11 protein-coding genes and 5 pseudogenes are annotated in these 13,975 nt (G+C 60.1%); 9 read left to right on the forward strand and 7 right to left on the reverse strand.

The window, feature by feature from the left end; genetic code table 11:
* Positions 1 to 9: 9 nt before the first annotated feature.
* Together FA04_RS24230 and istA (FA04_RS24235) are read right to left on the reverse strand one after the other, a co-directional pair.
* Positions 10 to 606: pseudogene (locus FA04_RS24230) on the reverse strand (ATP-binding protein); the annotation flags it as partial.
* Positions 603 to 2,117: an IS21 family transposase gene (gene istA / locus FA04_RS24235; protein ID WP_064817033.1), complete on the reverse strand. Its 1,515-nt coding sequence runs from the start codon at positions 2,115 to 2,117 to the stop codon at positions 603 to 605. The pseudogene FA04_RS24230 and the gene istA (FA04_RS24235), both read right to left, overlap by 4 nt.
* A 294-nt stretch (positions 2,118 to 2,411) precedes the next feature.
* Between istA (FA04_RS24235) and tnpA the strand changes: the two genes are divergently transcribed.
* Genes tnpA through tnpC form a run of 3 tightly spaced genes read left to right on the forward strand, consistent with a single transcriptional unit; the run spans position 2,412 to position 4,888 of the window.
* Entirely contained in the window at positions 2,412 to 2,807 is a 396-nt protein-coding gene (gene tnpA, locus FA04_RS24240) for an IS66-like element accessory protein TnpA (RefSeq protein WP_034803538.1), read from the forward strand.
* The gene (gene tnpB, locus FA04_RS24245) at positions 2,804 to 3,151 is read left to right on the forward strand and encodes an IS66 family insertion sequence element accessory protein TnpB (RefSeq protein ID WP_027997154.1); all 348 of its coding nucleotides are present in this window, start codon (positions 2,804 to 2,806) and stop codon (positions 3,149 to 3,151) included. Before tnpA ends, tnpB begins: the two co-directional genes overlap by 4 nt.
* 45 nt (positions 3,152 to 3,196) lie before the next feature.
* Entirely contained in the window at positions 3,197 to 4,888 is a 1,692-nt protein-coding gene (tnpC, locus tag FA04_RS24250) for an IS66 family transposase (protein WP_335668931.1), read from the forward strand.
* Positions 4,889 to 5,563: 675 nt separating this feature from the next.
* Here tnpC and FA04_RS36580 read toward each other — a convergent pair.
* Positions 5,564 to 6,709: pseudogene (locus FA04_RS36580) on the reverse strand (recombinase family protein); the annotation flags it as partial.
* Positions 6,696 to 6,875, reverse strand: coding sequence for a hypothetical protein (locus FA04_RS24265; protein ID WP_034803546.1), 180 nt, complete (start codon positions 6,873 to 6,875; stop codon positions 6,696 to 6,698). The pseudogene FA04_RS36580 and the gene FA04_RS24265, both read right to left, overlap by 14 nt.
* A 359-nt stretch (positions 6,876 to 7,234) precedes the next feature.
* On the opposite strand from FA04_RS24265, the gene istA (FA04_RS24270) reads away from it, so the two are divergent.
* From istA (FA04_RS24270) to FA04_RS24290, 5 genes and pseudogenes are all read left to right on the forward strand, one after another.
* Positions 7,235 to 8,767, forward strand: coding sequence for an IS21 family transposase (istA, locus tag FA04_RS24270; protein WP_034804397.1), 1,533 nt, complete (start codon positions 7,235 to 7,237; stop codon positions 8,765 to 8,767).
* Entirely contained in the window at positions 8,757 to 9,551 is a 795-nt protein-coding gene (istB, locus tag FA04_RS24275; protein ID WP_034804394.1) for an IS21-like element helper ATPase IstB, read from the forward strand. The genes istA (FA04_RS24270) and istB overlap by 11 nt, the downstream gene beginning before the upstream one ends.
* Before the next feature lie 140 nt (positions 9,552 to 9,691).
* Positions 9,692 to 9,922 (forward strand): annotated as a pseudogene (locus FA04_RS24280) (transposase domain-containing protein); the annotation flags it as partial.
* Between the two features lie 8 nt (positions 9,923 to 9,930).
* On the forward strand, positions 9,931 to 10,212 hold the full coding sequence (locus FA04_RS24285; protein ID WP_234798775.1) for a hypothetical protein: 282 nt from the start codon (positions 9,931 to 9,933) through the stop codon (positions 10,210 to 10,212).
* Positions 10,200 to 10,793: pseudogene (locus FA04_RS24290) on the forward strand (IS21 family transposase); the annotation flags it as partial. The gene FA04_RS24285 and the pseudogene FA04_RS24290, both read left to right, overlap by 13 nt.
* A gap of 6 nt (positions 10,794 to 10,799) precedes the next feature.
* Here the strand turns inward: FA04_RS24290 and FA04_RS35295 are convergent.
* Positions 10,800 to 10,969 (reverse strand): annotated as a pseudogene (locus FA04_RS35295) (IS66 family transposase); the annotation flags it as partial.
* A gap of 180 nt (positions 10,970 to 11,149) precedes the next feature.
* Between FA04_RS35295 and FA04_RS24300 the strand changes: the two are divergent.
* Positions 11,150 to 12,288, forward strand: a protein-coding gene (locus FA04_RS24300) for an IS3 family transposase (protein WP_167550716.1) whose coding sequence is annotated in 2 segments (ribosomal slippage) — positions 11,150 to 11,408 and positions 11,408 to 12,288 — 1,140 coding nt in all. Because the reading frame shifts where the segments join, the coding sequence is not laid out codon by codon here.
* Between the two features lie 121 nt (positions 12,289 to 12,409).
* Here the strand turns inward: FA04_RS24300 and FA04_RS24305 are convergent.
* Positions 12,410 to 12,655: a hypothetical protein gene (locus FA04_RS24305; RefSeq protein WP_034800630.1), complete on the reverse strand. Its 246-nt coding sequence runs from the start codon at positions 12,653 to 12,655 to the stop codon at positions 12,410 to 12,412.
* Between the two features lie 272 nt (positions 12,656 to 12,927).
* Positions 12,928 to 13,710: an ABC transporter permease gene (locus FA04_RS24310; RefSeq protein ID WP_090427500.1), complete on the reverse strand. Its 783-nt coding sequence runs from the start codon at positions 13,708 to 13,710 to the stop codon at positions 12,928 to 12,930.
* Positions 13,711 to 13,975 lie beyond the last annotated feature (265 nt).

Here is a 13,975-nt window from a genome sequence, read left to right on the forward strand (position 1 = left end):
GCACTCCAGCTCATATCTTGCGGAGATGAGTTCGAAGAGCACGCTGGTTTCGGCCTGGTCCTTGGTGACGTAGGCCAGATCGTCGAGGATGAGCAGATCGAACTTGTCGAGCTTTGCGATGGCGGATTCGAGCTGGAGCTCACGCCGTGCGACCTGCAGCTTCTGAACGAGGTCGGTCGTGCGCGTGAACAGCACTCGCCAACCGTTCTCGATCAGTGCGAGGCCAATGGCTGCGGCGAGATGGCTCTTTCCGCCTCCGGGCGGGCCGAACAACAGGATATTGGCACCTTTGGCGAGCCAGCTATCGCCGGCGGCAATGGCCATGACCTGCGCCTTGGAGACCATGGGCACAGCGTCGAAAGCGAAGCTCTCGAGCGTCTTTCCGGGCGGCAGATGCGCCTCGGCGAGGTGACGTTCGATCCTGCGATGCGCCCGTTCAGCCAGCTCGTGTTCGGCGATAGCGGAGAGGAAGCGAGCCGCGGGCCACCCTTCACGATCGGCCTGTTCGGCAAATTGCGGCCACAGCGTTTTGATTGTCGGCAGCCTCAGGTCATTGAGCATGATGCCGAGGCGGGCTTCGTCGATGGTGTTGTGGACATTTTTCATGCGGCCTCTCCCGCATAAGCAGGCCCCATCAGGGCTTCATAGCTATTGAGCGATGCGAGCTGCACATGAACGGTCGGCAACTGGTCCGGGTCCGGGCCGAAGATGGCTCTCAAGGCCATCAGGTCGGGCAGTTTGCGGGCGTCGAGCGTTCTGGCAAGCTCCTCGGCCAGTTCACGCTCGCATCCGCGATCATGAGCCAGGGCCAGCAGTTCGACGGTGACCTTGCAAGCCTGCCGGTCAGGCAGTTGCTCGATGAGAGTGTCGAAAGCCCTTCGGTATTCCGGCCGAGGGAAGAGCTTGTCGCGATAGACCAGGTTGAGAAGCGCCATCGGCTTTTTGCGCAGGGAATGAATGACGTGGTGATAGTTGACGACCTGATCGTGCTTGCCGCTCGCATGGGCGCGACCTCGCGGCAACGTCAGCAGATGCGTGCCGCCGATGAAGACGTCGAGGCGATCGTCAAACAAACGCACACGCAGCCGGTGGCCGATCAAACGGGAGGGGACGGTGTAGAAGACCTTGCGCAAGGCGAAGCCGCCGGTGCGCGACACGGTGACGACCACCTCCTCGAAGTCGGTGGTGCGGCGAGCGGGAAGTGCCTGCAGATGCGGGCGCTCGGCATCGATGCGCTTGCCATGCGCGGCATTGCGGCGGCTGACGATCTCGTCGATGAAGGCGCGGTAGGAGCGGAGATCGTTGAAGTCTCGGGTGCCGCGCATCAGGAGTGCATCGCGGACGGCGTTCTTGAGATGGCCGTGGGAACTTTCGATCGAACCGTTCTCGTGGGCGATGCCCTTGTTGTTACGGGTTGGCGTCATCCGGTAATGAGCGCACAGGTCCTCATAGCGGTTGGTGAGATCGACCTTGGCATCGGCATCGAGGTTGCGGAAGGCGGCCGACAGGCTGTCGCTGCGGTGATAGAGCGGCGAACCGCCGACCGACCACAGGGCGTTCTGCAGGCCCTCCGCCAAGGCGACGAAGCTTTCGCCGCCAAGGATGACATGGGCGTGTTCGAAGCCCGACCAAACCAGCCGGAAGTGATAAAGCAGATGGTCGAGCGGCTGGCCGGCGATCGTCACGCTGAGGCTGCCCATGTCGGTAAAATCCGACAGCCCCAACCGGCCGGGTTCGTGCGTCTGGCGAAAGATCACCTCCTGTGCCTCACCGTGAACGGCCCGCCAGGACCGAATGCGCCGCTCAAGTGTGCGGCGAATGCCTTCGGGCAGTTCCGGATGACGTCGCAGCATCTCGTCGTAAACGGCGACCGCACGAATGCCGGGAGCGGCCTTGAGAAGCGGAACAACCTCCGCATCAAAGATATGCTCAAGCGGATCGGGGCGACGCCGACCGCGCGGCGGCTTGTTCTGCGACGGAAGGCGCTGCTCTTTCTCGATGCGGAATGCCGTCGCCCGGCTGATCGACGCCTTCGCGGCGGCGACCTCAACAGAATGCGTTTGTCGATACTTCATGAATAATCTCATCTGATGATCGGTTACATGGCGACCCGGCACAAAGGTGGTTCTCCATTCCAGAAAACCGCCACCGTAGCGGGCCGACCGCGATCATGAGACGCCTAAAAATTGCGCCGCGGCGGGAGTGTAACTCCGGTCGGGCTACGCCCTCCCTTCGTCACACCCCCGCCGCCGAGTCTCATCCTGATTGACGCTGAATCTCACCTTGATTGCCGCCGCGCAGACTGACGCACGAACAGGGGCTTTCGGTTCGTGGTACCCCTCCGGTGAGGGCCGCCTTGCTGAGTTAGGCTGAAGGCTGCAAGTCCTAGTGCAAACACTAGGGGTAGTCCTATGACGAAGCATCAGATTGAGGTCATTACGTCGGTCGAGCGGCGTCGGCGCTGGTCCCGGGAGGAGAAGGAGCGCCTGATCGCGGCGACGCTTGAGTCAGGGGCAAGTGTTTCAGAGATCGCCCACTCGGCCGGCATCCATGTGAGTCAGCTCTTCCGCTGGCGCAAGGAGCTCTGCCAAATCTCCGCTCCGCCCGTGCCGCAACTCATTCCGGTGGAGATCGTCGAAGCGCTGCCTGCGCCGGCGATCCCGACCGAGCCGCCGCCGGTCTCCCGCTCGCGCAAGAAAGCAAGCATGGTGATGATCGAGCTTGGCGGTGGCCGTCGCCTGCGGGTCGAGAGCGACATCGATACCGAAGCCTTGGCCCGGATCCTCGATGTTCTGGAGCGGCGATGATCCCGGTCCCGAGCGGTGTGAAGGTCTGGCTGGCGACAGGCTATACCGACATGCGCAGAGGCTTTCCCGGCCTGTCGCTGATGGTGCAGGAGACGTTGAAGCGCGATCCGATGAGCGGCCATCTCTTCGTCTTCCGGGGCCGGAGCGGCGGCCTGATCAAGGTGATCTGGCACGACGGCCAAGGTGCCTGCCTGTTCACGAAGAAGCTCGAGCGCGGGCGGTTCATATGGCCATCCGCGGCCGACGGCACGGTGGTGATCACGCCCGCGCAGCTCGGCTATTTGCTCGAAGGCATCGACTGGCGAATGCCGCAAAAAACCTGGCGTCCGACGTCGGCGGGATGAGCAAAACCGCTGGCACGGCGGGAGCGAATATGATTCCATCCCGCCATGACCGATGCGGCCGATCAGCTTCCCGACGACCTTGCCAGTGCGCACGCGATGATCCTCGCCGAGCGTGCGGCCCGCCGTGAAGCCGAGGCGCTCGCTGCTCGCGCCCAGGCCGTGAACTCGCATTCGGATGCACTGATCGCCCGGCTCAGGCTGGAGATTGAGAAGCTGAAGCGCGACATCCATGGCAGCCGCTCGGAGCGTAAAGCCCGGCTTCTCGAACAGATGGAGCTGCAGCTCGAGGAACTGGAAGCGGACGCCGGCGAAGACGAACTGGCGGCGGAGATGGCGGCACGCTCCTCGGCGGTCAGGGCCTTCGAGCGCAAGCGTCCATCTCGCAAGCCTTTTCCAGAGCATCTGCCGCGCGAGCGCGTCGTCATTGCCGCACCCGCGAACTGCCCGTGCTGCGGCTCGGCCAAACTGGCGAAGCTGGGTGAGGATATCACCGAGACGCTGGAGGTAATCCCGCGTCAGTGGAAGGTGATCCAGACCGTGCGGGAGAAGTTTACCTGCCGCGCATGCGAGAAGATCACCCAGCCGCCGGCACCCTTCCATGTGACGCCGCGCGGCTTTGCCGGGCCGAACCTCTTGGCAATGATCCTGTTTGAGAAGTTCGGTCAACATCAGCCGCTGAACCGGCAGAGTGAGCGCTATGCCCGCGAGGGCATCGACCTCAGCCTCTCGACGCTCGCCGACCAGGTCGGGGCCTGCGCCGTGGCGCTGAAGCCGCTGCATGGGCTGATCGAGGCGCATGTACTGACCGCCGAGCGTCTGCATGGCGATGACACCACCGTGCCGATCCTCGCCAAAGGCAAGACCGACACGGGACGCATCTGGACCTATGTCAGGGATGACCGGCCGTTCGGTGGGCAGTCGCCGCCGGCGGCGCTCTACTATGCCTCGCGCGATCGGCGACAGGAGCACCCCGAGCGTCATCTCAAGAGCTTCACCGGCATTCTGCAGGCCGACGCCTATGGCGGCTACAATCCGCTGTTTAAGGTGGATCGTGATCCTGGTCCGTTGACCCAGGCACTGTGTTGGGCGCATTCGCGGCGCAAGTTCTTCGTGCTTGCCGACATCGCCACCAACGCCAAACGCGGAAAGCATGCTGCCGCGATCTCGCCGGTTGCCCTCGAGGCGGTCAAGCGCATCGACGCGCTGTTCGACATCGAGCGCGACATCAACGGACTTTTGGCCAACGACCGGCTGCAACGACGTCAGCAGGACAGCCGTCCGCTCGTTGATGAGCTTGAGGTCTGGCTTCGATCTGAGCGAACAAAGCTGTCGCGCAGTTCACCGGTCGCCGAGCCGATCGATTACATGCTGAAGCGCTGGGACGGCTTCACATCCTTCCTCGGCGATGGCCGGATCTGCCTCACCAACAACGCCGCCGAACGGGCGTTGCGCGGCTTCGCCGGACCTGAGTCATTGTGCACTCCCTCTCTAAGTGTCTGTAAACATTGGAAGCGTCTCCGTGTCAGTGGTGCGACACGGGCGACCCTTTCGGGCTATCGCGGCCTGAACCGTCGCGGAAGTAAGGTCGCTGGCGCGGATTTGATACGGCGCGCCGGGAACCACCTGCTCGGCAGACAACACGTTCGTCTTGATAAGGTGGCGTATTCTGTGGTTCGTCACGCCCAAAGTCGCCGCCGCCTCTGTCATGGTAAGCCATTCGCCCTCTTTATCGGCTGATTTGTACGCGTGAATGGCACGGACCCGCCTTACGGAAGCGACACGGTGTGCGGTCCAGGTTTTTCCTTGACCCGTGGGCATACCCATTCGATTGAGCGACGCGGCGATATGTTCATCGGGCCAGCGTCCTGCCATGCTCCGCATCACTGCCAAAGCATCTTCCGTTGTGGCGCAACCGTGTTCACCGCTCTGAGGCTTGCGCACTCTCAGTTCCGAGTGCTGACCGCCTTTCCAGTGGATTGTCAGCACCACGTCGCGCACTTCATCGTCAACATCGACAACAATGTCGGCGATCAATGTACGCAGCAGTTGCTGGCGCACGCGCATGGTGACATCCGGCGACTCCCAGGCCGCCTGCAGATTGTCGGCGAGGTTTGCGAAAGTGCCTGTGTCAACTTCGATGGTTGAAGGACTATCTGCAGGCTTGCGCACTTCCAGATCACGGACGCGGCGTAGCGCCGTTTCCCAATTCTTCTCAAGCTGTGCAGCAATCAGGCGGTTGTCTGGATCGCATGCCGCATAGCGGCGCTCGGCGAGGCTTGCCTCGTAGCGGGCCTGCCGCAGTTCCAGATCGTGAATGTGGCGCTGTTCTTCCTGTCGCTCCCGGTGCATCCGCTCTGCTTCAAAAGTCGCCTCGATCGCTAGTGGTTCTACCGCGCGCAACAACTCGCGCGCAACCGCCGCATCGACCTTCGAGCCGCCGAACGTCATGCAACGGGGCAAGCCCATCATCAGGTTCTGTTTATAGCAGCGATAGACAGGATTTTGTGGATTTCCCGTATAGGCAACACTCAGTCGCCGTCCACACCGTCCGCAAGTCAGGAGACCCGACAACAACGCTTTGCCGCCGCGGCCCGATTTGGTTCCGCCCGAACGGCCATAATTGTTGAGCGCCAGTTGCTGTTGGTTGCGCTCGTACTCTTCCCAACTGATGTAACCTTCGTGATGGTCCCGGATCATCACTTCCCAGGTGCCGGCCGGCTTGCCGTGCCCGTAGCTGCGCCGCGCCCTCCCATCGACGATGGCTGTCCGCTTCTCGCTCTTTCCATAGACGTAGACGCCGGCATAGAAGGGGTTCTTCAGGATGCCGATGACATTCCGGTAACGGACTGGCGTCCAGACAAAGTTGGTCATGCGACCTTCGTCCGACGGCCGCGGGAAGTGGATATTGTCCCGTGTCATCGACAATAGCACCTGGCGTGCGCTTCCAAGCTCACGGAAGCGTGCGAAGATGGACCGGATCACGTCCTGCAGCCGCAAATCCGGATCAAGCCCGAGCCCCGCCTCTCGATGCCAAATGTACCCGAACGGAACGGAAAGTCGCAGTTCGCCACGGCGCGCCTTCGATCTGGCGGCATCGAGCATCCGGGCTCTCAGCACGCCCAGTTCGAACTCGCTGATACTGCCCTTCATTCCCAGCAGCAGCCGATCGTTGGGTCGACACGGATTGTAGACGCCGTCATGGTCAATGACGCGGGCTTCGACCAGGCCGCATAGTTCGAGCAGGTGATGCCAGTCCCGACCGTTGCGCGCAAGCCGTGAAGCATCGAAGCATAAGACGGCACCAACTTGGCCAGCGCATAAAAGGGCGACAAGACGGTCGAAACCAGGGCGCGCGACAGTTCCGTTGGCAGAGCGCCCGAGGTCGTCGTCGATGGTCTCGATGTCGCTGAAGCCGTGTTGTCGCGCAACGTCAACAAGATCATACTGCCGTCGCTGGCTTTCCAGATTTGTCATGACCTGCGATTGCGAGGACTGCCGTACGTAGACGATGGCTTTGCGCGCGAGCAGCGCTGTCGGAATCAAATCAGTGTTGCTCATCGTTGAGCTCCTCGACGACGAGGCCTGCGGCCTGCATCAGCAGGCAAGCCAGCGTTGAAATCGCCTTCGTGCGATCCTTGTCGCTCAGTCCGTCGAGCATCCGGGTTTTGAATATCAGGTCGAGCTGCCGGCCCGACGCCGGCACCAGCGTATTGCGGGATCTCATCATGGTCCTCCTGAGTGATTCTACGTCCACTTCGGAAGGGTGCCGCTTTGGTGCCGCCAGAGACCAGCCTGTTCAATTCGATTAGCGTCGCAAGATCGACGCGTGGCGTTCCCATGGTCATGCCGCGGCAGACCAAGGGATCGATCATCCACCCTGAGATCGCGATGACGACACCTGTCGGCCCCAGAACCTTCAAAAACCGGCCTGTCGCTCGTTCTTCAACACGGCGAATGGAAACCCTCTGGCTGTTGGTTTCCGCGCGGAACTGAGCCGGTTAGGCGCATAATTTCCATTGAGAATTGAGCCATGTGAACCTTCCCCTCAACGCGGTGAGCGACGGGGGCAACGGAGTGATCCACATGGGACTTTTAAACATCATCCGTCGGATGGCACTGCGCGAGAAGCTGTCGGTTCGCGAGATCAGCCGACGAACCGGATTGTCGCGCAACACGATCGCGAAGTACTTGAGCGCTGGCACGATCGAACCGAAGTTCGCGATACCAGAGCGACCAAGCAAGCTCGATCCTTTTGCCGATAAACTGGCCGGCTGGCTGAAGACCGAGGCCGGGAAGTCGCGCAAGCAGCGTCGAACGTTGAAGCAGGTTCACGCCGATCTGGTGGCTCTTGGCTTTGCCGGTTCTTATGGCCGGGTGGCCGCTTTCGCCCGTGATTGGCGGGCTGATCGGCAGCGTGAGCAGCAGACGACGGGCCGCGGCATATTCGTTCCGCTGTCTTTCCGCCCAGGTGAGGCATTCCAGTTCGATTGGAGCGAGGACTATGCCGTCATAGGCGGAGAGCGCGTGAAGCTTCAGGTCGCGCACATCAAGCTGTCGCACAGTCGGGCTTTTCTGGTCAGAGCCTACCTGCTGCAAACGCACGAGATGCTCTTTGACGCCCATTGGCACGGCTTCCGTGTGTTCGGCGGCGTACCTTGTCGCGGCATCTACGATAACATGAAGACAGCAGTCGATCGCGTCGGCCGCGGCAAGGAGCGACAGGTCAATATCCGCTTCCTCGCGATGACGAACCACTACGTCTTTGCGCCTGAGTTTTGCAATCCCGCCGCAGGATGGGAGAAGGGCCAGGTCGAGAAGAATGTTCAGGATGCCCGACCGCGGCTGTGGCAGCAGATGCCGGACTTTCCGGATTTGCTGGCGTTGAATACCTGGTTGGAACAGCATTGCCAGGACCTGTGGCGGGAGACGCCGCATGGCACCTTGTCCGGTACGATCGCGGATGTTTGGGCTGATGAGCGGGCAGCATTGATGGCATTGCCTACCGCTTTTGACGGCTTCGTCGAGCAGAGCAAGCGCGTCTCGCCGACATGCCTGATCACCTTCGAGCGTAATCGTTACAGCGTGCCTGCGTCTTTTGCGAACCGGCCCGTCAGCCTGCGGATTTATCCCGAGCGACTGGTCGTTGCAGCCGAGGGCAATATCCTCTGCGAACATCCGCGGATCATAGAACGCAGTCACGACAAGCCACCACGAACGATTTACGACTGGCGGCATTACCTTGCCGTCATCCAGCGCAAGCCCGGTGCCCTGCGCAATGGCGCACCCTTCCTGGAATTGCCACTGGCCTTTCGGCAACTGCAGGACCAGATGCTTCGCCGCCCCGGTGGTGATCGTGAGATGGCCGATATCCTTGCCCTTGTCCTTCATCACGATGAGCAGGTCGTCGTCAGGGCTGTGGAACTGGCCTTGGATGCGGGCGTGGCGACCAAGACGCATGTGCTGAACCTGCTGCATCGACTGATCGACGGCAAGACGACCGACGGTCCCGATATCGATACGCCACAGGCGCTGACCTTGCTGCGCGAGCCTAAGGCCAACGTCGAACGCTATGACGGTCTGCGTGTCCGGATCGTGGGAGGTCGTCATGCGTCATGATCCTGCCAGCGCCGCCGTCGTCATCATGCTGCGTAGCCTGAAGATGTATGGCATGGCCCAGGCGGTCACGGACCTGATCGAGCAAGGAGCGCCAGCGTTCGATGCGGCCGTACCCATCCTGTCCCAGTTGCTGAAAGCCGAGATGGCCGAGCGCGAGGTTCGCTCCATCGCCTACCACATGAAGGCTGCCCGCTTCCCGGCCTACAAGGACCTCTCCGGCTTCAACTTCGCCGCCAGCGAGATCAACGAAGCGACCGTGCGCCAACTGCACCGATGCGAGTTCATGGACGGCGCGCAGAATATCGTGCTCGTCGGCGGGCCGGGCACAGGAAAAACACATGTCGCGACAGCTCTCGGCATTCAGGCGATCGAGCATCATCGCCGCAAGGTCCGCTTCTTCTCGACCATCGAATTGGTCAACGCGCTCGAGCAGGAAAAGGCCAAGGGCAAGGCAGGCCAGATCGCAGAGACGCTGGTTCGCCTCGATCTGCTGATCCTCGATGAGCTTGGATACCTTCCGTTCAGTGCTTCAGGCGGAGCGCTGCTCTTCCACCTGCTGAGCAAGCTTTATGAGCGCACCAGCGTCATCATCACCACCAACCTCAGCTTCAGCGAATGGGCCACCGTCTTCGGCGACGCCAAGATGACAACCGCTTTGCTCGACCGCCTGACCCACCGTTGCCATATCCTGGAAACAGGAAACGACAGCTTCCGCTTCAAGGCCAGCTCGGCCGCTGCGGCACAAAAGAGAGGAGAAAAAGCCAGCCCATTGACCAAACTCTGATCAGAAAACCATACTTAGAGGTGGCTCACTTCTCGGTGGAAAAACCGGCTCAGTTCCGCGTGGAAACCAACACCTCTGGCCAAAATAAGGATGCCAGCGATAAACAACCTCAACTTCATCGCCGACATGGGCAGAATGAACGGGGCATTGCTCTGGGCAGGAAGGCGTGGCTCTTTGCCGGCTCCGACCGTGGTGCTGATCGCGCCGCCTTCATGGCAACGCTGATCATGAGCGCCAAGCTCAATGACATCGATCCACAAGCGTGGCTCGCCGATGTGCTCGCTCGCATCGCCGACACCTCGATCACCAGGCTCGAGCAATTGCTCCCGTGGAATTGGACGGCATTGTCAGCAAAAGCCGCTGCTGCGTAGGAGTACCGATGACTTACGATATCGACAAAATCCGCGCTCTTGTTCGCGATGTGTTGCTCCGCGACTGGGATCCGATCGGCATATCTGACATTCCCGAAGTGAAGGACGAATACGACGCCTACGCCGACGTCGTGCTCGGTATGCTCATCAACGAGAACGCAACGGCAGAAGACATCGCCAACTACCTCTTCAAGATAGCCACAGAGCACATGGCGCTGCCCAATCGCGAGATGGCGAAGCTGTCCGAGACAGCCGCAGCAGCAATCGTGGCCCTACGATCAAACCGCTAGGCGGAAGTCACCTTCGAGCTACCTGTGGTGCTCACCGGACGGATACGGTTCGTGCGATATCGGAACGGCTGAAGATCAGCAAAACGACCATTTCGACCTACCTGCTGCGGGCGCGTGAGGCCGGGCTGACGGGCTGGCCGTTGCCGCCTGGCCTTGACGAGGACGCTGTGTTGCAGCGTCGCCTGTTCCATCGTCGCGGCCGCCCGCCCCAGGATATGCACGCGCCTGACTGGAGCCAGATCGCCAGTGAACTGAAGCGAAAGGGCGTGACGCTGACGCTGTTGTGGCAGGAATATCGCGAGCGGCACCCGAACGGTTATGGATACACTTGGTTCTGTGAGCGCTTCGCCGCTTTCGAACAGCGCGCCAGCGCCACTTTCCGCAATCGCCACACCGCCGGCGCGGCGATGCAGACCGACTATGCTGGTCACACCGTCCCCGTCATTGATCCGGCGACGGGCGAGATCCGGCCGGCGCAGATCTTCGTCGCGGTTCTGCCGGCCTCTTTGTACACCTTCGCCTATGCGAGCTTCACTCAACGGCTGCCAGACTGGATCGAGGGTAAGCAACGGGCTTTGAGTGTTGGTTTCCGCGAGTTTGGATTTTCCCGACACCGCGCCAGGGTCGCCTGCCAGACTGTGAAGAGGTCACGGACGATCACCGCCGGACTTTCCTGACGCGCTGCGACACGAGCTTCGGGACTTTGGCCGCGGACGGTTTCCTCGATTTCCCAGAGCCTCGCCATACGCTCGACCGTCGCCCTGCCAGATTCGATGGCCGCTCATCGGATCGCGCTTCAACGTCTCCTGCCCCATCAACGACATGCCAGGAAAGCCTCTCTGCATGTCGGTATAGAGGTGGCTCGGGAAATCTGAACAGCGGGGATAAGTGGAATTTCTGCCTGACTTCGGCTTAGATGCCGGGAACAGGAGATGCCATGACGAGACGACCGCGCCGGAACCATAGCCCGGCTTTCAAGGCGAAGGTGGCACTTGCCGCCATCCGAGGCGAGCAGACGCTGGTGGAATTATCCCAGCAGTTCGATGTGCACGCCAACCAGATCAAACAGTGGAAAGACCAGCTCCTTGAGGGGGCGACAGGCGTTTTTGGCGATGAAACCAAGGCGGAACCGGCGGGACCAACCGTCGATGTCAAAACCCTTCATGCCAAGATCGGCGAACTGACACTGGAGAACGATTTTTTATCCGGTGCGCTCGGCAAGGCGGGATTGCTGGGCGGAAAGAAATGATCGACCGCGAGCATAAACTGTCGGTCGTGCGCCAGGCGAAGCTTCTCGGCTTCAGCCGGGGCAGCGTCTATTATCTGCCTCGTCCGATGTCTGACGGGGATTTGGCCCTGATGCGCCGGATTGACGAATTGCATCTCGACTACCCGTTTGCCGGAAGTCGGATGTTGCAAGGGCTCTTGAAGGGAGAAGGGCTGGAGGCTGGGCGGCTGCACGTCGCCACGCTGATGAAAAAGATGGGCATCGAAGCGATCTACCGTCGGCCGAACACCTCCAAACCAGCGCCTGGACACAAAATCTATCCCTACCTCCTGCGCAAGTTGGCGGTCACCCGGCCCAACCAGGTCTGGGCGATGGACCTGACATATATTCCGATGGCTCGCGGCTTCGTCTATCTCTGCGCCGTCGTGGACTGGTTCAGCCGGAGGGTTCTCTCATGGCGGCTGTCGATTACGATGGAAGCGGCCTTCTGTATCGAAGCAGTCGAGGAAGCTCTGGTCCGTTATGGCAAACCCGACATCTTCAATACGGACCAGGGATCGCAGTTCACATCCATAGACTTCACGGCGGTGCTGAAGAGGGCCGAAATCGCCATCTCGATGGATGGCAAGGGTGCGTGGCGGGACAACGTGTTCGTTGAACGGATCTGGCGTTCGATCAAATATGAGGAGGTCTACCTCCACGCCTACAAGACCGTGTCCGGGGCCCGCGTCGGCATTGGCCGATATCTCAGCTTTTACAATAGCCGACGCCCACATTCATCCCTTGACCGGCAGACACCGGATCAGGCCTACTTCAACGCGCTGGCACCAATGATGGTGGCAGCATAATCGAGGCGGAAATCCACTTAGAAAAACGCCCGAAACTGTTCAGACAAACCGAGCCACCTCTGTATAGCCTGTCGCCAGCCACACCTTCACCCCGCGCGGGACCGGGATCATCGCTTACGGATCATCGCCGCTCCGACACATCGAGGATCCAGGCCAAGGCTTCGGTATGGATGTCGCTCTCGACCCGCAGGTGACGGCCACCGCCGAGTTCGATCGTTCGATCATCACCATGCTTGCTTTCTCGCGCGAGCGAGGGGCCGGCGGCTCGGTCGGGATCGCCGACGCCGATCGGGCGGTCCTTCTCCTCCCGGGTCCAGCGCCGGCGCCGCTTGACCGGCGTAATGACCTCAATCTGATGCTTCGTCATAGGACTACCCCTAGTGATTGCACTAGGACTTGCAGCCTTCAGCCTAACTCAGCAAGGCGGCCGTCACCGGAGGGGTACGTCTCATATCCGGCAGCCTTGAAGTATCTACTGCATCCTGCAACGGAGAAGAAGCTGCATGCGGACAAGCGAGCATCGACGCCCGGAGATCGCCCGAGCCCGTGAATTGTGGACTAGGCTCCTCGCAATAGCCTCCTCCACCCAAAAGGCGAGCTTGCCGCTAGGCCACCGTCCTATCACCGACGTACATCGTGTCAGTTTTTTTCTTCGCGGAGGTGGGATGCTGAAAAGGTGAAAAGCAAGACCCCCAGAAAAAATGCTACAAAGGCACACTGCAGCGCATATGAAACGTCAAGGCTAACAGCACGGTATTCTGAGTAAACACCGGATCGGAACCACATTATTATATGCGCTATCGGGTTCAGCAGCAGTATTCCTCGAAACGGTTGCGGAATGGAGTCCGCCAAGAAAAAGACACCCGAAATAAGAAAAAGTGGCTTTGTGACAATGGAGTAAATTTGCTCATACAAGGGCGATCGAGCGAACAAGGCGATGTTTGCCATACCAACTCCCAATCCCAATAACATTGCTACGAATATAGAAAAGAATACAATCGAGTATTCCAATCCGGCGAACACTGAACGATGATCCTCGACAGAGATCAATCCCAGCACTAGGAAACAAATGAATGCGGTCGTGAGCGCTTGGACAATAAATCGCGCAGCAACTGTATCCGCTGGCGCTACCACTGGATAGTTTAGCAGGGCGCGATTTGCACGGACGGCGCCGGCAACAAACGATGTCATGCTATTGTATGCCAAAAGTGGCAGGTAGCCTGTTGCAAAGAACAACATGAAGCTGCTGCCAAGTGCAGGCGCGCGTGCGATCGTACCAAAAACAACGCTTAACAAAGCGATATGGGCAACGGGGTCAATCAAGGCCCAAAGGTATCCACCAGGCTTGCCTCCATATCGTGTAGACATTTCACGCACCATAAGGGAAAATGTCGATCGAATATGTTGCTTGACAAGTTCCACTGTCGTTCCAATCTGTGAAGCCATCACAATTCCTGACTGGCCATATCTCAAAGCGCCAGGCAGATCCAAAAAAGTATTCTGTGATAGGGAGAAGTTAAGCGCAATTGAACGTCCGAGCTGTGGCAACTGCCACTGCTTTCTGTTCTGGCGTAGTAACCTGAGTGCGGCGATGCACAGCGCCGTGGCCGGTGTCAGCCCCTCACACGCACGCCCCTCTCCAAGCTGGCCCCTTCCCTTGCCGTTCAACCAGAATGATCGATCCTAT

Source organism: Ensifer adhaerens, assembly GCF_000697965.2.
Classification (GTDB): Bacteria; Pseudomonadota; Alphaproteobacteria; order Rhizobiales; family Rhizobiaceae; genus Ensifer; species Ensifer adhaerens.